Origin of the sequence: Bradyrhizobium sp. USDA 4541, assembly GCF_024171085.1 — a bacterium.
GTDB lineage: Bacteria > Pseudomonadota > Alphaproteobacteria > Rhizobiales > Xanthobacteraceae > Bradyrhizobium > Bradyrhizobium australafricanum.
Genome location: NZ_JALJZF010000001.1, coordinates 3,057,437 through 3,074,752 on the forward strand (window position 1 = coordinate 3,057,437; position 17,316 = coordinate 3,074,752).

The following is a 17,316-nucleotide window of genomic DNA, read 5'->3' on the forward strand; positions in this document are numbered from 1 at the left end:
CGCGACCGGCGCATGGCGGAGCCTTGTCCAGGGGATCGCGGCGACGAGACCAACATCATGAGCAAGACGACCACCATCGACAACGTCATTCCGCGCGCCGACATCGTCAAGCGTGCCGCCCGGCTTGGTGCCGAGATCAAGAATGTGAAGCTGTCGGGTGACCTTCCCGACGCGGTCATCCGTGCTGTCAACCAGGTGCTGCTCGAGCACAAGGTGATCTTCTTCCGCGACCAGGAGCACCTCGACGACGCCGAGCAGGAGCGCTTCGCGGTTAGGCTCGGCAAACTGGTGCCGCATCCGACCATCGGCCCGAGCAAGGGTACGTCGTCGATCCTCGAGCTGGACTCGGGGCGTGGTGGCGGCCGCGCGGACCAATGGCATAGCGACGTCACGTTCGTCGATGCCTATCCGAAGATCTCGGTGCTGCGCGGTGTGGTGATCCCGCCCTATGGCGGTGACACCGTCTGGTCCAACACGGCGGCCGCCTATCTCGATCTGCCTCCGCCGTTGCGCAAGCTCGCCGACGAGCTCTGGGCGGTTCACAGCAATGCCTATGATTACGCGGTGAAGTCTCGCGCCACCGACGCCGACAGAAAGCATTTCGACGAGGTATTCACCGGGACGATCTATGAGACCGAGCATCCGGTCGTGCGCGTCCATCCCGAAACGGGCGAGCACACGCTGGTGCTCGGCAATTTCGTCCAGCGCTTTGTCGGCCTGCCGAAATATGACGGCCAGAAGCTGTTCGATCTGTTCCAGTCCCACATCACGGCTCCGGAGAATACCGTGCGCTGGAGCTGGCGGGCCGGAGACGTCGCGATCTGGGACAATCGCGCGACCCAGCACTACGCCGTCAATGACTACGGCGATCAGCATCGTGTGGTGCGCCGCGCCACCATCGACGGCGAGGTTCCGGTCAGCGTCGACGGCCGCCACAGCGTGACGCGGATCAAATCGCCGAAGCCGCAAGCGGCGAAGGCAGCCTGAGCATGTCGCCTATTGGAGCAACACAATGAATGCCATCATTCGAATTCTGCGCGCGCGGCGAGCCGCTGCGCGCCGGGCGGCGCGATTGCTGCTGGCCGGCGTCTTTGCGTTGGGCCTGATCGCTTCGGCCTTCGCCGAGCCACCGCTCGATAAGACCGAGATCCGTTATCAAGGCTGGGCCGGGCAGGTGACGTTCACCGAGCTCGCCGAGGACCTCGGCTACCTCGCGCCGCTCAAGCTCAAATGGGTCGGCAACACCATCAGCGGGCCGCAGGACATTCAGACCGTCGTCACCGGCGACATCGACGTCGGCGGCGCTTTCTATGGTGCGATCATCAAGCTGATCGCGGCCAAGGCGCCGATCAAGGCGGTGGTCGGCTACTACGGTTCCGACTCCAATACCTACTACGGCTACTTTGTGAAGGACGACAGTCCGATCAAGACGGCCCGCGACCTGATCGGCAAGAAGGTCGCGGTCAATACGCTTGGCGCTCATCTGGAGTTCGTGCTGCGTGAGTATCTGGCGCGCAACGGCCTTAGCGCCGGCGAGGCCAAGCAGGTGACATTGGTGGCGGTCCCACCCGTCACCGGCGAGCAGGCGCTTCGGCAAGGGCAGGTCGAGGTGAGCGCGCTCAGCGGCGTGTTGCGCGACAAGGCGCTGGAGCGTGGCGGGATCCGCTCGCTCTTCAACGATACCGATCTGTTCGGACAGTTCACCGGCGGTGCCTATGTGCTGCGGGAGAAGTTCATCAAGGACAATCCGAACACCGCCCGCAAGCTGGTTGAGGGGATCTCGCGCGCCATCCAGTGGGCGCAGACGACGCCGCCCGATGAAGTGCGGGCCCGCTTCGACCGGATCATTGCGGAGCGCAAGCGCAACGAGGATGCCTCCTCGATCAAGTACTGGAAGAGCACCGGCGTCGCGTCCAAGGGCGGCGTGATCTCGGATGCCGAGCTGCAGGTCTGGGTCGACTGGCTGGTCAAGGATGGCCTGCTCAAACCGGGCCAGATCAAGGCCTCGGACACCTACACCAACGAGTTCAACTATTTCCGTCCCGGAAAGACGGCGGAGGCGCGATGACGTCGGTCAAGATCAGCTTTGACAAGGTCCGCAAGGAGTTCGTCACGCGAGGCGAAGGGGGCCGGCCGGCGGGCTATTTCACCGCGCTCGAGGACATCACGTTCGACGTCCGCGCCGGCGAATTCCTCGCCCTGGTCGGTCCAAGCGGTTGCGGCAAGTCGACATTGCTCGATCTGCTCGGCGGGCTCGCGACGCCGACCAGCGGCCGCATTCTGCTCGACGGCCGGCCGATCGTCGGACCCGGACGCGACCGCGGCGTCGTGTTCCAGCAGTACGCGCTGTTTCCGTGGCGCACGGCCGCGCAGAATGTGGAGTTCGGGCTCGATATCGCCGGCCTCAAGCCGAAACAACGCGGTGAGATCGCGCGGCACTTCCTCGACTTGGTCGGGTTATCGGGTTTTGCTGACCGTTATCCGCATGAACTCTCCGGCGGCATGAAGCAGCGCGTCGCGATCGCGCGCAGCCTTGCCTATGATCCGGAGGTGCTGCTGATGGACGAGCCGTTCGCTGCGCTCGATGCCCAGACGCGCGAAACGTTGCAGGGCGAGCTGCTGCGGATCTGGCGGGCCACCGGCAAGACCATCATCTTCATCACCCACGGCATCGACGAGGCGGTCGTGCTCGGTCAGCGCGTGGCGGTCATGACTTCCCGTCCGGGGCGGATCAAGGAGATTGTCGACATCCCCGCGGCCTTGCGCAGCGAAGCCGAGGATGTGCGCTCGCTGCCGGAATTCGGCCGCGTGCGCCATGAGATCTGGAGCCTGCTCCGCGAGGAAGTGCAGAAAGCGCAGCTGGGGCAATCGGCGGGCAGGGTCAGCGCAGGCCGTGTCGAGCGTGAAGCAAAGGAAGTCGCTCATGTCTAGCCTGGAGATGCTGACATTGCTGGAGCTCGCGCATGGACGGCGAGACGAGCAAGCGGTGGCGGCGCGGTCACCGCTAGTGAGCGCGGTCCGCGCCGCGACCGGCGGTCTGGTAGCTTTCGGACGCCGCTCCCTGCTGCTGATCGCCCTTCTGGCGATCTGGGAGGCCGCGCCGAGGCTCGGCTTGATCGACGCGGTGTTTCTGCCGCCATTCTTTGATGTCATCGCCGCAGGCTGGCAGCTCGCGCAAACCGGCGAGCTCTATGACGACGCCTCCGCGAGCCTGCTCCGCGCCCTGACCGGGTTTCTGGTGTCGGTCGTGTTGTTCGTCCCGCTCGGGCTGGCCGTCGGCTGGTACACAAGGCTCGGCGATCTGCTGAACCAGTTCATCGAGATTTGCCGCAATACCGCGCCGCTCGCGCTGTTGCCGGCGTTCATCCTGCTGCTTGGCATCGGCGAGCTCTCGAAGGTCACGATGGTGGTCTATAGCTGCGCATGGCCGCTCCTGCTCAACACCATCGCCGCGGTGAAGCAGGTCGATCCGCTCTTGATCAAGTCGGCGCGGACCATGGGCGCGACCCCGCAGCAGCTGTTCCGCAAGGTGATCCTTCCGGCGGCGCTTCCGACGATCTTTGTCGGCATTCGCCTCGCCAGTGCGTCAGCCATGCTGGTGCTGGTCGCATCCGAGATGGTCGGCGCCAAGGCCGGTCTCGGCTATCTCATCATCAACAGCCAGTACAGCTTCCTGATCCCGCAGATGTATTTCGGCATAATCGGGATCACCGTGATCGGGTTGGCATTCAATGCGGTCCTGGAGGCGTTGGAACGGCGCTTGATGCGATGGAAGGCACAGGTTGCGGCGTGATGAGATCGTGGTTCAGGCGCCGCTCGGGCTGTTTCGTGCGGTGGCCTGCGTCACAATGCTGTTCGGCGGCACGTCCTTGGTCAGCCAGACGTTGCCGCCGATGGTCGACCCGCGGCCGATCGTGATCCGGCCGAGTATGGTTGCGCCGGCGTAGATCACGACGTCATCCTCGACGATCGGATGGCGGGCGTCGCCCTTGATCACATGGCCCTCGTCGTCGGTCGGGAAATGCCGCGCGCCGAGCGTGACCGCCTGATAGATCCGGACGTTGTTGCCGATGATGGCGGTTTCGCCGATCACGACGCCGGTTCCGTGATCGATGAAGAATCCGGAGCCGATCCGGGCGCCGGGATGGATATCGATGCCGGTCCTTGTGTGGGCGATCTCCGACATCAGGCGAGCCACCAGCCGCGCGCCGATCTGGTAGAGCAGATGCGCAAGGCGATGGTGGATGATGGCGGTCATCCCCGGATAGCCGATCAGGATCTCGGGAAAATTCTGCGCCGCCGGATCTCCAACGAATGCCGCCCGCAGATCGTTGATCAGAAGTCCGCGGACCGACGGCAGTTGGGTCGCGAATGCGCGTGTCAGCTCGATCGCCTCTTCGTGCCCAAAGCCCGGCTCCAGCTCGTCGCCAACGAACAGCGCGCTGCGATGGATCTGCGCGCTGAGCGAATCCAATGCTGTGCTCAGCGTATTGCCGACGAAATAGTCGATGTTCTCGCCGTCGAGGTCCGATTGGCCGTAGTGGCGCGGAAACAGCGCCTCGGTGAGGCCGTCGAGGATCGCCTCCAGCGCGTCCCGCGAGGGCGCGCGGCGTGCCTCGCCGTCGCGCCGGATGCTATGGGTCTCCTCGCGGGAGGTGCGCAGCTCGGCCACGATCCGGTCGAGCTGCCAGCGGCCCGGTGGTCTGCTGACCGCGCCGGCCGTTGACGGAGGCGATGCTGGCGGCAATTCGCGTTTCATGCTGCACCCTTTCTCTGTTCTAACGGACATGCGCCAGAGGAATGCTGACTTCGGCCAATAGGTCGAGATCGGCCTCGTGATCGATCTGGACATACTGTCCATTCCAGTAAGTGAGGCCGGACAGCCGATGCGACAATTCCATGCTGGCGAGGCGGCCCACGATGATGCCATGGGAATGCCGCTCGATGATCTCCTCGACCTGGCATTCGATCATCGCAAGCGACCGCTGCAGCAACGGCACGCCCGAGGCTCCATGGGTCCAATCGGTGCCCTCGAAGCGTTCCCTGCCTTTCAGCCGGCCATTGCTGAAGCGCTCGGCCAGGGCCTGCTGGTCGGAGCCGAGGATGTTGACGCCGAACAGCCGATGGCGGGCGATCGGTGCGAAGGACGATGCCTGCCGGTTGATGCTGACCAGCAGCCGGGGTGGGCTGGCGCTGAGCGACGTCAGCGAGGTCACCGTCATGCCGGTGATGTCCTCACCCTGTCCTGCGGTGATGATGCAAACGCCGCCCGGGAGGCGGCGCATGACAAGGCGAAATTGACGCTCGATCTCGTGGTCGGCGTCCACAAGATGAATATCCGGCTTGCTCATCGGGATTCTCCCTTGCTTTGCCTCGCCGGATTGGACCTCGCCAGAGCGTTTTCGAGCGAAGTGGATACCGGTTCGCGTGAAGAAAACGCATCAAAACAACAATCCAGAGCTCCGTTCCGATTCGATCGGAGTGGGGCTCTAGAAGAAGCCCTTGGCGGGTAGCGGCGTGCCGCTGATCTCGTATTGTCCGATCGAGCGCGCCTTGAAGGTGTTTGGATTGTGCGACGCCAGGGTGCGCGCGTTGCGCCAGTGGCGGTCGAAATTGGTCGCCTTCTTGGTGGCCGATGCACCGCCGACGTCGAACAGCAGGCTGCCGCTCCGGATCGCGAAATCGTCCGCAACGATCTTGGCCTTGGCCGACAGCAGCGCGGCCTTGTGCGCGGCCTCGACGGCGTTTTCGTCGCCTGCATCGAAAGCGTCGGTGGCGGCATGGAGCGCCTCCGCGGCCGCAAGCACCACGGTCTCGGCGGCGAATGCGCCGCTGGCGATCTGGCCGACGGTCTGTTGCAGCAGCGGGTCGTCCACTGGCACCTCACTCGGCGCGTAATAGAACGTCCGCTTGCGGGTCCGCACCAGGGCGCTGGCGTCGCGCAGCACGGCGCGCGCGATGCCGGCATTGATCGCAGTCAGGAACAGCTGGGCAAATGTGTTGGAGTAGGGAATGCCGTAGCCGGTATCCGGTGCATCGAACACGACCTCCTGGCGCTTGACGCGCACGTTGCGGAAGTGGGTGGTGCCGGTCGCCGTCAGCCGCTGCCCGAGACCGTCCCAGTCGTCGATCAGCTCAATGCCCTCGCGGTTCACCGGAATCAGCACGGCAGCATTGGTGGCGGATGTGTCGGCGGTGCGAACGAGGACGTAGTCCGAATACAGTGTGCCGGTGCTATAGTATTTCGTGCCGTTGAGCAGGTAGTCGTCGCCGTCGGCAGTGAGTGTCGTGTTCGGCGTGACATTGCCGACCTTCGGCGTGTCGAGCTCGGTCGCCGCGAGCCCGATGATCGCGCCGTCGGCAACTGCCTTCTGCCACTGCCTGTGCTGATCGTCCTTCGGCCGGCGCACCAGGCGTTCGACGACGCTGAAATGGTTGCGCAGGATATGCGCGACATTGGCGTCGGCCTCGCCGAGACCGATGACGATCTCGAACAATGCGCGAATCGACAGGCCGGCGCCGCCGGCTTCGATCGGAAGCCGCAACGCGCCGAGGCGGGCCTTGCGAATGAGATCGACTTGCGCGAACGGCAGGACGCGCTCGCGTTCGCGGTCGGCGGCGCCTTCCGCGATGCGGCCGAGCAGCGCGTCGATATCGGGTGCGCGGCTGTGAAGGCGGTCGGAAGGCTCCAGCGAGGTGGCGGACAGAGGCTTGTTCATTGGTATCACCCAAATGGCGTTGATTGATATGACTGCTACTGATCAGAGCTGGGCCAGGTGGTCGGTGACTTTGATCGGCTCCGGGAGCACCTTGCGCGCGACCAGCCAGTCGGCGGCCCTTTGCAGTTCGGCGAGGAAGTTTTCGTCGTTGGCGGCGAAGTAGCGATACTGCCGGTTCAGCGCGATGAACTGGTCGCGGACCTGGTCGCTGTACTTGCCGGCCTTCTGCGCGATGTATTCGGCATCCTTGCTGTTCGCGGAGATCCACTTGCCTTCGGCGCGGAAGGCGTCGTTGACGGCCCGGACCAGCGCAGGATTGTCGGTCGCAAATTTTCGGGTGGTCAGGTAGGACGTGTAGTCGATCTGGAACTCGAGATCGCGACCTTCCAGGAAGATGTCGTGCGCCTTGTATTCGAGCCGCGCGATATCGACGCCCGGGCTCCACATCGACCAGGCGTCGACCTTCCCGGAGGCCAGCGCCGGCGCTGCGTCCGGCGGGTTGAGATAGACGAACGTCACCTTGGAGCGGTCGACCTTGTGCTTCTCGAGCGCGGCAACCAGCAGGAATTCGCCGAGACCCGAACGGTTCACCGCCACCGACTTGCCGACGAGATCCTCGACCTTGTTTATGCCAGAGTCATCCCGCGCGATGATCGCCGTGGTGCGCGGCTCGTAGACCACGAATTGGGTGAATACCAGCGGCGAGCCGGCGATGATCGCGGCGAGTGCCGGCGTCGTGCTGCCGCCGAAGCTGAAATCGGCGCTACCGCCGGTCACAGCCTGCAGCGTCGGCGCATGATTGGGGAACGGCCCGAGCCACTCGACCTTGATGCCGTCCCTGGTCAGCAGCTTCTCGAACTCGCCGCGCTCCTTGGCGATCAGATTGAGGCCGCTCAAACCCCAGGTCAGACGCACCGTGTCGGTGACGCGGCCGGTCGCCGCATGCGCCGGCTCGGACAGGTCAAAGCCGGCAAGCGCGCCGATGCCGAAGGCGGCGCCGCCAAGGAAGCTGCGACGGGTGGGGTTGGTGAACCGGGGGATAGACATTGAGTGGTCCTCAGGCAGGAATGGGGTGAGAGGTGTCGACGCCGAGCTCCGCCAGCAGGTCGGTGCGGGCGATCGGCGCTGCGCCGTTACGTTTCATGGGATGCTCGAACGCGATCCGGCCCTCGCGCATCACCAGGATGCGGTCGGCGAGCGCGATCGCCTCGTCGACGTCGTGGGTGACCAGGAGCACGCCGGGGCGATGGACGGCGACCAGCTCGCGCACCAGATCGTGCATGCGAATGCGAGTCAGCGCATCGAGCGCTGCGAACGGCTCGTCGAGCAAGAGCAACTCGGGTTCCTGCACCAGCGCGCGCGCCAGCGCCACGCGCTGCGCCTGTCCGCCCGAGAGGTTGCGCGGCCAGTCATCGAGACGGCCGCCGAGTCCGACCTCGGTGAGCGCGGTGGCGGCGCGCTGACGGGCGTCGCTCGCATTGAGGCCGAGCGAGACGTTGCGCCACAGACTGTCCCACGGCAGCAGCCGGTGCTCCTGGAAAACGACGGCCGGCCGCCGCGGTGCCGTGATGCGCCCGCCGTCGATCGCATCGAGGCCGGCCAGCGCCCGCAGCAGCGTGGTCTTGCCGCAGCCGCTTTCGCCGAGCAGGACGACGAACTCGCCGCGCTCGATGCGCAGGTTGAGGTTCTCGATCACCACGCGGCTGCCATAGGCGCGATGCAGTCCGGTCACCACGACGGCCGGCGCAATCGCGGCCGGTGAGGGCACGGCGTGCAGCGTCATCGCGCGCTTCCATAGTTCGGATGCCAGGCCAATAGCCGCCGCTCCAGGGCGCGCGCGATACCGTCGGCGGCGACGCCGATCAGCGCATAGATCACGATCGTCAGCACGATCACGTCGGTGCGCAGGAACTCGCGCGCATCCATGGCGAGAAAGCCGATGCCGGACTGGGCGCCGATGGTCTCCGCGACCACCAGCGCCAGCCACGCGGTCGCCAGCGCATAGCGCACACCGGTCAGGATCGATGGCAGGGCGCCGGGCAGGATGACGCGCCGGATCAGCTCGAGTGTCCCGAGGCCCTGGACGCGGCCGAGCTCGAGCAGCTTCGGGTCGACCTGCCGGATGCCCAGCGTGGTGTTGATGTAGATCGGGAAGGCGACGCCGAGCGCGACCAGGAAGATCTTCTGGGCTTCGCCGACGCCGAGCCAGACGATCACCAGCGGTAGCGCGGCGAGAAACGGGATCGCGCGGATCATCTGGATGCTGCGGTCGATGGCAGCCTCCGCGATCCGCGAGAAGCCCACGAGGATGCCGAGCGCGAATCCGACGCTGCCGCCGATCGCAAAACCGGCCGTTGCGCGCAGCAGGCTGACGCCGAGATCGTTCAGCAGGCTTCCGGACGTCGCCAGCTTGAATGCCGTCCGGACGACCTTGCTCGGTGCCGGCAGCACCTGCGGCGAGAGCCAGCCGGCCTGCGCCGGCAATTCCCAGACGATCAGAAGCACGACCGGGGCGAGCCACGATAGCAGCAGCATGCCGCGCCGGCCGATCTCTACTCGTGGCTTCCGGGACGGCGATGCCGTTTGAACGCTGCGCGGCGTTGAATCAAACGCGATCGATGACGCAGCCTGTTCGAGGTTGCTCAAGTCTGTTCTGTCCTCGTCCAACATTGCGCGCGAGCATCATTGATCGCGCGCGGCATGGTCCGCCATTCTCTCGATGAACGGCGCGTCGCCGCACGAAAGAAGGCGTTGTTCATGTCGCGCAAACTGTCCCACGAATTTTCTCGAACAGAAATAGAGCCGTATTCCAATTGTCGCTGCGTCCGGAGTTTTCTGGTTTATCGGCGCGCGCGGCGCGGCAAGGAAAATCTTTTGATGCGCCGCTGCTTGATCTGTCGCCGTGCTTCTTTGAAAACACGCCGACGTAACGTCAGGGAAATCGGAGAGACGGCATGTCGACACGACCGCTTCGCTTTGGCATCTGGGCGCTGGTCCATGGTTCGCGCGCGGCCTATCAGGATCCGGAGGAGCCGTATGACGCATCGTGGGAGCGCAATCGCGACCTCGTGCTTGCCGCCGAGGCACTGGGCTACGATTCCACGCTGATCGCGCAGCACACCATCAATCCGCATCGGGAGGATTTCGATCAGCTCGAGGCCTGGAGCGCGGCGGCGGCCGTTGCGGCATTGACCAGCCGGATCGAGATCATCGCGGCCATCAAGCCCTATCTCTATCATCCGGTGGTTCTCGCCAAGCTCGCGCTCGGGATCGAGAACATCAGCCGCGGACGCTTCGCGATCAACCTGGTCAATGCCTGGAACCGGCCCGAACTCGACAAGGCCGGCATCGGCTTTGCCGAGCACGATGCCCGTTACGCCTATGGCCGCGAGTGGATCACGATTGTCTCGCGCCTGATGCAGGGCGAGCGGTTGACCTACAAGGGCGAGCATTTCGACGTCCGCGATTATCTGTTGCGGCCGACGAGCCTCTACCGACCGCGACCATTGATCTATGTCGGCGGCGAATCCGAGCCGGCGCGCGCTTTGGTCGCCGACCACGGCGACGTCTGGTTCATCAATGGTCAGCCGCTCGAGGATGTCGCGGGCCTCATTGCCGACGTGGCGGCGCGGCCGCGGACGTCGGTGCCGCTTCGCTTCGGGCTGTCCGCCTTCGTCATCGCGCGCCAGACGCAGGCCGAGGCCCAGGCCGCCTATGAGCGGCTGCTTGAGCTGTCGCGGAAGGACGCCTCGATAAAGGTGATCCAGCGACAGAACACCGACCCGAAGGTCGTGATGATGCAGACCATGCAGAAGTCGGAGCGGATCGGCAGCAACGGCGGCACCGCTGCCGGGCTGGTCGGCAGCTATGATGACGTGGCCGCCCGAGTCGGGGCGTTCCATGCCGCAGGCATCGAGTTGTTCATGCTGCAGTTCCAGCCTTTCGAGGCCGAGATGGAGCGCTTTGCGAAGGAGATCATCCCGCGCGTCCGCGCAGCGTCATCTGCTGCAAATGACACCCCACCACTGCTGGCGAGCTCGCGGTAACTGCGTCACGCGGTTGCGGCGGCTTCCGTCTGACGCGCAAAGCGGCTGATCGGCCGAGGCAGGCCAAAATGCTCACGCAAGGTGGTGCCGGCGTAATCGGTTCGGAACAGACCGCGGCGCTGCAGGATCGGCACCACGTTGTCGACGAAGACCTCGAGCCCGGTCGGCAGCACGTCCGGCATCAGATTGAATCCGTCGGCCGCGCCGGCCTTGAACCAGGCCTCGATGTCGTTGGCGATCTGCTCGGGCGTGCCGACGATGATGCGGTGTCCGACCCCGCCGCCGAGCGCGCGCAACAACTGCCGGACGGTGAGGTCACCGCGGCGCGCAAGGTTCACCGTGCCCTGGAACATGGTGTGGTTGGCGTTGGCCGGCAGCGGCAGCGGATCGGGTAGTGGCTTGTCGAGCTCAAGGATCGCAGGATCGACCTGCAATGTGCCCGCGAGACGCGCCAGGCTGTACTCGATCGGAACCAGCTCCCACAGCTCATCCTGCCGCCGTCTCGCCTCGGCTTCGGTGCTGCCGATCACTGTGGCAAGGCCCGGCAGGATGACGATGGAGTCGCCGGCGCGGCCGTAGGTCGCGGCGCGGGCGCGCAGATCGCGCGCATAGGCGACACCTTCCTCGATCGTCTGCGCCAGCGTGAACACAGCTTCGGCCTGCGCGGCAGCGAGATCACGGCCGTCGTGCGAGCCACCGGCCTGCACGGTGACCGGGCGGCCCTGCGGCGAACGCGGCACGTTAAGCGGACCGGCCACGGCGTAATGGGCGCCGCGATGCGCGATCGGATGAACCTTCGACGTATCGACAAATCGCGCCGAGGACTTGTCGCCGACAAAGGCGTCGTCCTCCCAACTGTCCCACAGCGCATGGACGACCTCGGCGAACTCCTTGGCGCGCTCGTAGCGGGCCTTGTGCTCCAGCACGTTGCTGAGGCCAAAATTGCGGCTGGCCGACGCGTCGGCAGTGGTCACCGCATTCCAGCCGGCGCGGCCGCCGCTCGCGAGATCCAGGGTCGCGAAGCGGCGCGCGATGTTGTACGGCTCGTTGTAGGTGGTCGAGGCGGTCGCGATCAGCCCGATATGGCTGGTCGCCGCGGCCACCGATGCCAGCACGATCGTCGGTTCCATCGACATGAAGGAGCGGTAGTCGATGCGGTCGGTGATCGCCGGTGTGTCGGCAAGGAAGATCGCATCGAGCTTGCCGCGCTCGGCGATGTCAGCCACGCGCACATAATGGCCGACGTCGAAGCAGGCGCGAGGATCGCTTTCGGGCAGCCGCCACGCCGACGCATAGACGCCGGAGTGCAGCAGATTGACATTGAGATGAAGCTGACGATCGGACATGGCTGCCCCGCATTGAGGTGAGACGACTCACGAAGTATCGCCTGTCAGGCCACATGAAAACGAACGGCCGGCGCGTGCATGCAAAAAGAAATTTCCGTCTCCGCTGCGCGATCTGCGAACAAATCCGGTGTCGATCTTCTGCGATGAGCGGAACATCCCCTCCGCCGCCGCATGAATATTCTGCCACGTGCCGCGGCAGGGGAAGCTTCGTCCAAGTCTGCGCAAATATCTGAAATTGCCAGGGCAGCCTGCACGCGTAACGATGCTGTTGCGGCGCGTTGCAAGCAATCGGTGCCTTCCGGAGAACTGAACCATGACAGTCCACGAGCGACGCGCCGAACAGCGAACCGCGCCAGGCGGTTCGGTCGAATTCGACGCCGACGTGCTGGTGATCGGCGGCGGACCGGCAGGCACGTGGGCTGCGGTGAGCGCAGCCGAGTGCGGCGCACGCGTCGTGCTCGCCGACAAGGGATTTTGCGGCACGTCGGGTGCCACCGCGGCTGCCGGCACCGGCGTCTGGTATGTCGATCCCAATCCGGCGCTGCGCAGGGCCGCAATGGCCAATCGCGAAAAGATGGGCGGGCACCTGCAGGATCGCCGCTGGATGGCGCGCGTGCTCGACCAGACCTACGAGGACAGCAATCGTCTGGCCGCCTGGGGTTACCCTTACCCGGTCGACGACAGCGGCACATCGCAGCGCAACTCGCTGCAGGGGCCGGAATACATGCGCCTGATGCGCAAGCGCACCAAGCAGGCCGGCGTCACCATTCTCGATCACAGTCCGGCGCTTGAGCTGCTGGTGGATGACGACGGCTCGGTTGCGGGAGCCAGCGGCGTGCGCCGCCAGAAGCACGATCGCTGGATCGTGCGCGCCAAGGCTGTCGTCATGGCGACCGGCGGCTGCGCGTTCCTGAGCAAGACGCTGGGATCGAATGTGCTGACCGGAGACGGCTACCTGATGGCCGCGGAGGTCGGGGCCGAGTTCAGCAGCATGGAATTCTCGAATCCCTATGCGATCTCACCGGCGTTCGGCTCCGTGACCAAGACACTGTTCTACGGCTGGGCGACCTTCAGCTACGAGGACGGCAGCGTCGTTCCCGGTGCGGCATCCAAGGGCGGGCGATCGGCGATTGCGCGCGCGTTGCTTCAGGGGCCGGTTTACGCGCGCCTCGACAAGGCCGACGACGACGTGCAGCGTCACATGCGCGCGTCGCAGCCGAATTTCTTCCTGCCGTTCGATCGCACCGGCATCGATCCCTTCAGGGAGCGTTTTTCCGTCACCTTGCGGCTCGAAGGCACCGTGCGCGGCACCGGCGGCCTGCGCATTGTCGACGACAGCTGCGCCACCAGCGTGCCCGGGCTCTATGCCGCCGGTGATGCAGCGACGCGCGAATTGATCTGCGGCGGCTTCACCGGCGGCGGCAGCCACAACGCCGCCTGGGCGATGTCATCGGGGACCTGGGCCGGATGGGGCGCTGCTGGCTATGCAAGGCAGCTGGGCCCGGCGCGTCAGCGACGACTGGCGTCCGCCGGCACCGTCGCGTTCCGGAGCAATGCGGGTCGCGCGTTTGAGCCCGCCGCGCTGGCAAAGGCGGTCCAGGACGAAGTCTATCCGTATGAGCTGAACTACTTCCGGCACGCCTCGCGTCTTGAAGGCGCCCTCGAGCGGCTGGATGCGGCGTGGGTCGATGCATCATCGGCCGATGCGGCGAGCAAGGACGATCTGCTACGTGCCCGCGAGAGCGCGGCCATGCTGGCGACGTCGCGCTGGATGTACCGCAGCGCGCTGGCGCGGAACGAAAGCCGCGGCATGCATCGCCGCGACGACTATCCCGATCAAGACGACCGCCAACGCCATTACGTGACGAGCGGCGGCTTGGACGAGGTCTGGACCACGGTGCGGCCGCATGCCGAGGCCAGCTATGCAGAGGCCGCGGAATGATCGAGGTGATCGACGCCGAGCGCTGCACGTCCTGCGACATCTGCGTGAATGTCTGCCCCACCAATGTCTTCGACAAGACGGAGGGGATTCCGGTGATCGCCCGTCAGGGCGATTGCCAGACCTGTTTCCTCTGCGAACTGTATTGTCCCGAGGACGCGCTTTACGTGTCGCCTTATGCGGAGGAGCCTCGCCCGACCGACGTGGTCGCGTTGCGGCAGACTGCCGCGTTGGGCAGCTACCGCCGCGCGGTCGGCTGGACCGACGAGACGCGCGATCTCCGCGGCATCGACCGCAGCTATCTGCTCTTTGGTCATTGAGCCCGGGCTGTGCCCGGCGACCGAAGCCATTTCCCAATTGGACCGACTGAATGAATGTACATCAATCCCTGACGACGGCGCAGCATGTTGCGCCGCTGCCGTCCATTCCGCTCGCTTCCAACGCGAGCGGAGCCATGATCCGCTTCGAGGCGGTCTCGAAGGTCTATCCGGCCTATCGCGGCAAGCCGAGCGTGCATGCCTTGCAGGCGATCGACTTCGCGATCCCGCGCGGCTCGATCACCGGCGTGATCGGCCGCTCCGGCGCTGGCAAATCGAGCCTCGTCCGCCTCATCAACGGGCTTGAGAAGCCGTCGAGCGGCCGCGTCGTCGTCGATAACAGCGAGATCTCGGCGCTTGCCGGTCGCGAGCTGCGCCTGGCGCAGCGCTCGATCGGCATGATCTTCCAGCACTTCAACCTGCTGTCGTCGCGGACGGCGGCGGACAATATCGCCTTGCCGCTCGAGATCGCCGGCTGGTCCAGGGCCGACATCGCCGTCCGTGTGGCCGAGCTGCTCGAGCTCGTCGGCATTGCCGACAAATACGATCGTTATCCCTCGGAATTGTCCGGCGGCCAGAAGCAGCGCATCGGCATCGCCCGCGCGCTGGCGACTCGGCCGAATGTGCTGCTGTCCGACGAGGCGACGTCGGCGCTCGATCCGCAGACCACGCGCGCGATTCTGGACCTGCTGGCCAACATCAATCGTGAACTCGGGGTCACGATCGTGTTGATCACCCACGAGATGTCGGTGGTCCGCCAACTCGCCAAGGAAGTCGCGGTGATCGACGGCGGCCAGGTCGTCGAACGCGGCCATGTCGCGGAAATCTTCACGCATCCCCAGCATCCGGTCACGCAGGCGTTCCTTTCCGAGGTGATCGGGGACAGTGTTCCGGTCTCGCTGGCGAGCCGCCTTTCGCCACAGCCGGTTGCCGGCGGGCAGACGGTCCTTCGCGTGCAGGTGCGCGGTACTGAAGCCGGCGACACCGTCGTGGCGCGGCTTTCGCGCGAACTGTCCCATGACGTGGCGCTGCTATCGGCCCGCATCGATGAGATCGGCGGCCAGCACGTGGGCTCGCTAATCCTTGGCATTCCCGGCGGTGAAGCCACGGCCAGGCAGGCCCTGGCCTATCTTTCTCAGCATGACATTCTGGTGGAGCGTCTCGGCTATGTCGCGTGAACTCATCAACCTGATCGTTCAGGCCACGGGCGAGAGCCTTTTCATGGTCTCGGTGGCTGCGCTGGTTGCGACCGCGCTGGGCCTTCCGCTTGGCGTCTTCCTGGCGACCAGCCGGAAAGGGGAGCTGTTCGCCGCGCCGCCAGCCAATGGCGTGCTCGGCGTCATCGTCAATGCGGCCCGCTCGACGCCGTTCATCATCCTGGTGGTTGCGATCATTCCTTTCACGCGGCTGATTGCCGGCACCTCGATCGGATCGGGCGCGGCAATCGTGCCGCTCACCATCGCGGCAACGCCGTTCATTGCCCGTCTGGTCGAGGCGGCGATCCGCGAGGTCGATGCCGGTCTGATCGAGACGGCGTCCTCGTTCGGTGCAAGCCCGTTGCAAATCGTGTTCAAGGTCTTGATCCCGGAGGCGTTGCCGGGCCTGGTGCTGGCCTTGACACTCGCGGTGGTCAGCCTGCTCGGCTACTCCGCAATGGTCGGGGCCGTCGGAGGCGGCGGCCTCGGCGACCTCGGCATTCGCTATGGCTATCAGCGCTTCATGCCCGAAATGATGCTGGCGGTCGTCGTCGTTTTGATCGCGCTGGTTCAGACCGTGCAGACCGCCGGCGACTATCTGGCGCGCCGCGTCAACCGCCGCCTGCGTCATCGCTAAAGGCGCGGTGGCGTCACGATCCCTTCGGTGCCCAGATCTTGACGTCGCCGGTATCGACCTTGCGTGGCAGCAGACCTTCCGCCGTGAAGGTATCGGCGATCTTCTGCTGCTCGGAAAGGCCGGCCGCGGTGACCACGCCGACCTTGTAGGAGCGATGGCTGTTGGCCTCCTCCACCGTGGCGGCGTCGATGCCCCACAGGCCGGCGAGCAGCGCCGCGGCCTCGTTCGGATTGGCTTTGATCCAGGTGCCGGTTTCCACCAACCTGGCAAAGATGACATTCAGTGCATCGGCCCGCTTTTCGGCGATCGCGGCCGAGGCAAGATAGTAACGCTTGTAGTTGGCGAGCCCGCCGCTGCCGTCGGTCAGGATGCGCGCGCTGGACTGGCGTTGCGCGCTGCTGAGGAACGGATCCCAGGCGACCCAGGCGTCGACATTGCCGCTGACGAATGCCGCGCGGCCATCGGCCGGCGTCAGATAGGCCGGCGTGATGTCCTTGAAGGACAGTCCGGCCTTGGCAAGTACCGCTAGCAGCAGGAAGTGGCTGCCCGCGCCCTTGGTGACCGCGACCTTCTTGCCCTTGAGATCGGCCGGCGCTTTGATCGCGGAATCCTTCGGCACCAGGATCGCCTGCGCCGATGGAGAAGCGGCTTCCTCGGCGACGTAAGCGAGCTTGGCGCCGGCGGCCTGGGCGAAGATCGGCACGGTGTCGGCGACGTCGGCTCCGAAATCGATGCTGCCGACATTGATGGCCTCGAGCAGCGGCAGGCCGCTGGTGAACTCGTGCCACGACACGGTGATGCCGAGCGGCGCCAACGCCTTCTCCAGCGCGCCGTTGGTCTTCAGGATAGCGGTCAGCGTCGACGATTTCTGGTAGCCGATCCGGATTTCCTCGGCGGCCGCAGGCCGAACCAGCGAGGTCATCGCAAGCAGCCCGATGGCGGCGACAGCAAGACGGCGCGACATCGCAGTCGCCGATGATGCGGCCTGCGCTTGCGGGATGGGGCGGGCAAAGATGGGCATGGCAAGTTGTCCTTAGCCGGTTCGATCTGTTGCCATTTGTGTGCAATCGGTGCGTCGGAGGCAATCGCGGAGAAGCCGTCCGAACGAGTGCAATT

The 17,316-nt window shown here is 65.3% G+C and carries 17 protein-coding genes; 9 read left to right on the forward strand and 8 right to left on the reverse strand.

Annotated features, from left to right (window positions below; genetic code table 11):
* Positions 1–57: 57 nt before the first annotated feature.
* Genes J2R80_RS14355 through J2R80_RS14370 form a run of 4 tightly spaced genes read left to right on the forward strand, consistent with a single transcriptional unit; the run spans position 58 to position 3,793 of the window.
* Positions 58–987, forward strand: a complete 930-nt coding sequence (locus J2R80_RS14355) for a TauD/TfdA family dioxygenase (protein ID WP_253638783.1) — start codon at positions 58–60, stop codon at positions 985–987.
* Positions 988–1,012: 25 nt separating this feature from the next.
* Complete coding sequence (locus J2R80_RS14360) at positions 1,013–2,068, forward strand: ABC transporter substrate-binding protein (protein ID WP_076826947.1); 1,056 nt, start codon at positions 1,013–1,015, stop codon at positions 2,066–2,068.
* Complete coding sequence (locus J2R80_RS14365; protein WP_253638784.1) at positions 2,065–2,931, forward strand: ABC transporter ATP-binding protein; 867 nt, start codon at positions 2,065–2,067, stop codon at positions 2,929–2,931. The genes J2R80_RS14360 and J2R80_RS14365 overlap by 4 nt, the downstream gene beginning before the upstream one ends.
* Entirely contained in the window at positions 2,924–3,793 is an 870-nt protein-coding gene (locus J2R80_RS14370; RefSeq protein ID WP_253638785.1) for an ABC transporter permease, read from the forward strand. The genes J2R80_RS14365 and J2R80_RS14370 overlap by 8 nt, the downstream gene beginning before the upstream one ends.
* Before the next feature lie 12 nt (positions 3,794–3,805).
* On the opposite strand, the gene epsC is transcribed toward J2R80_RS14370, so the two are convergent.
* The 6 genes from epsC to J2R80_RS14400 all read right to left on the reverse strand — a co-directional run bounded on the left by epsC (position 3,806) and on the right by J2R80_RS14400 (position 9,254).
* A complete protein-coding gene (epsC, locus tag J2R80_RS14375; protein ID WP_057017436.1) occupies positions 3,806–4,759 on the reverse strand; it encodes a serine O-acetyltransferase EpsC in 954 nt (317 codons plus the stop codon).
* 19 nt (positions 4,760–4,778) lie between these two features.
* On the reverse strand, positions 4,779–5,351 hold the full coding sequence (locus J2R80_RS14380; protein ID WP_057017437.1) for a flavin reductase family protein: 573 nt from the start codon (positions 5,349–5,351) through the stop codon (positions 4,779–4,781).
* A gap of 138 nt (positions 5,352–5,489) precedes the next feature.
* Positions 5,490–6,719: an acyl-CoA dehydrogenase family protein gene (locus J2R80_RS14385; protein WP_057017438.1), complete on the reverse strand. Its 1,230-nt coding sequence runs from the start codon at positions 6,717–6,719 to the stop codon at positions 5,490–5,492.
* 42 nt (positions 6,720–6,761) lie between these two features.
* Positions 6,762–7,766, reverse strand: a complete 1,005-nt coding sequence (locus tag J2R80_RS14390; protein ID WP_253638786.1) for an NrtA/SsuA/CpmA family ABC transporter substrate-binding protein — start codon at positions 7,764–7,766, stop codon at positions 6,762–6,764.
* A gap of 10 nt (positions 7,767–7,776) precedes the next feature.
* Entirely contained in the window at positions 7,777–8,502 is a 726-nt protein-coding gene (locus J2R80_RS14395) for an ABC transporter ATP-binding protein (protein WP_076826951.1), read from the reverse strand.
* Positions 8,499–9,254, reverse strand: a complete 756-nt coding sequence (locus tag J2R80_RS14400) for an ABC transporter permease subunit (RefSeq protein WP_309143755.1) — start codon at positions 9,252–9,254, stop codon at positions 8,499–8,501. The genes J2R80_RS14395 and J2R80_RS14400 overlap by 4 nt, the downstream gene beginning before the upstream one ends.
* A gap of 419 nt (positions 9,255–9,673) precedes the next feature.
* Here J2R80_RS14400 and J2R80_RS14405 point away from each other — a divergent pair, with 419 nt between their 5' ends.
* Positions 9,674–10,765, forward strand: a complete 1,092-nt coding sequence (locus tag J2R80_RS14405) for an LLM class flavin-dependent oxidoreductase (RefSeq protein WP_253638788.1) — start codon at positions 9,674–9,676, stop codon at positions 10,763–10,765.
* 5 nt (positions 10,766–10,770) lie between these two features.
* Here the strand turns inward: J2R80_RS14405 and J2R80_RS14410 are convergent, their stop codons facing one another.
* Entirely contained in the window at positions 10,771–12,111 is a 1,341-nt protein-coding gene (locus J2R80_RS14410) for an LLM class flavin-dependent oxidoreductase (protein WP_253625501.1), read from the reverse strand.
* 313 nt (positions 12,112–12,424) lie between these two features.
* Between J2R80_RS14410 and J2R80_RS14415 the strand changes: the two genes are divergently transcribed.
* From J2R80_RS14415 to J2R80_RS14430, 4 genes are read left to right on the forward strand one after another with little or no spacing between them, the layout of a single operon-like run.
* Complete coding sequence (locus tag J2R80_RS14415; RefSeq protein WP_253638789.1) at positions 12,425–14,053, forward strand: FAD-dependent oxidoreductase; 1,629 nt, start codon at positions 12,425–12,427, stop codon at positions 14,051–14,053.
* Positions 14,050–14,370: a ferredoxin family protein gene (locus tag J2R80_RS14420; protein WP_016840109.1), complete on the forward strand. Its 321-nt coding sequence runs from the start codon at positions 14,050–14,052 to the stop codon at positions 14,368–14,370. The genes J2R80_RS14415 and J2R80_RS14420 overlap by 4 nt, the downstream gene beginning before the upstream one ends.
* A 50-nt stretch (positions 14,371–14,420) precedes the next feature.
* Positions 14,421–15,545, forward strand: a complete 1,125-nt coding sequence (locus J2R80_RS14425) for a methionine ABC transporter ATP-binding protein (RefSeq protein ID WP_253589213.1) — start codon at positions 14,421–14,423, stop codon at positions 15,543–15,545.
* Positions 15,535–16,200: a methionine ABC transporter permease gene (locus J2R80_RS14430; protein ID WP_141340380.1), complete on the forward strand. Its 666-nt coding sequence runs from the start codon at positions 15,535–15,537 to the stop codon at positions 16,198–16,200. Before J2R80_RS14425 ends, J2R80_RS14430 begins: the two co-directional genes overlap by 11 nt.
* A gap of 13 nt (positions 16,201–16,213) precedes the next feature.
* Here J2R80_RS14430 and J2R80_RS14435 read toward each other — a convergent pair whose 3' ends face one another.
* Positions 16,214–17,164 carry an aliphatic sulfonate ABC transporter substrate-binding protein gene (locus tag J2R80_RS14435; RefSeq protein WP_199805249.1) on the reverse strand — a complete coding sequence of 317 codons (951 nt, stop codon included), beginning with the start codon at positions 17,162–17,164 and terminating at the stop codon, positions 16,214–16,216.
* Positions 17,165–17,316 lie beyond the last annotated feature (152 nt).

Coding starts and splice junctions, on each gene's coding strand:
- J2R80_RS14355 (WP_253638783.1), top strand. CDS start 58: ATGAGCAAGACGACCACCATCGACAACGTCATTCCGCGCGCCGACATC.
- J2R80_RS14360 (WP_076826947.1), top strand. CDS start 1,013: ATGAATGCCATCATTCGAATTCTGCGCGCGCGGCGAGCCGCTGCGCGC.
- J2R80_RS14365 (WP_253638784.1), top strand. CDS start 2,065: ATGACGTCGGTCAAGATCAGCTTTGACAAGGTCCGCAAGGAGTTCGTC.
- J2R80_RS14370 (WP_253638785.1), top strand. CDS start 2,924: ATGTCTAGCCTGGAGATGCTGACATTGCTGGAGCTCGCGCATGGACGG.
- epsC (WP_057017436.1), bottom strand. CDS start 4,759: ATGAAACGCGAATTGCCGCCAGCATCGCCTCCGTCAACGGCCGGCGCG.
- J2R80_RS14380 (WP_057017437.1), bottom strand. CDS start 5,351: ATGAGCAAGCCGGATATTCATCTTGTGGACGCCGACCACGAGATCGAG.
- J2R80_RS14385 (WP_057017438.1), bottom strand. CDS start 6,719: ATGAACAAGCCTCTGTCCGCCACCTCGCTGGAGCCTTCCGACCGCCTT.
- J2R80_RS14390 (WP_253638786.1), bottom strand. CDS start 7,766: ATGTCTATCCCCCGGTTCACCAACCCCACCCGTCGCAGCTTCCTTGGC.
- J2R80_RS14395 (WP_076826951.1), bottom strand. CDS start 8,502: ATGACGCTGCACGCCGTGCCCTCACCGGCCGCGATTGCGCCGGCCGTC.
- J2R80_RS14400 (WP_309143755.1), bottom strand. CDS start 9,254: ATGCTGCTGCTATCGTGGCTCGCCCCGGTCGTGCTTCTGATCGTCTGG.
- J2R80_RS14405 (WP_253638788.1), top strand. CDS start 9,674: ATGTCGACACGACCGCTTCGCTTTGGCATCTGGGCGCTGGTCCATGGT.
- J2R80_RS14410 (WP_253625501.1), bottom strand. CDS start 12,111: ATGTCCGATCGTCAGCTTCATCTCAATGTCAATCTGCTGCACTCCGGC.
- J2R80_RS14415 (WP_253638789.1), top strand. CDS start 12,425: ATGACAGTCCACGAGCGACGCGCCGAACAGCGAACCGCGCCAGGCGGT.
- J2R80_RS14420 (WP_016840109.1), top strand. CDS start 14,050: ATGATCGAGGTGATCGACGCCGAGCGCTGCACGTCCTGCGACATCTGC.
- J2R80_RS14425 (WP_253589213.1), top strand. CDS start 14,421: ATGAATGTACATCAATCCCTGACGACGGCGCAGCATGTTGCGCCGCTG.
- J2R80_RS14430 (WP_141340380.1), top strand. CDS start 15,535: ATGTCGCGTGAACTCATCAACCTGATCGTTCAGGCCACGGGCGAGAGC.
- J2R80_RS14435 (WP_199805249.1), bottom strand. CDS start 17,164: ATGTCGCGCCGTCTTGCTGTCGCCGCCATCGGGCTGCTTGCGATGACC.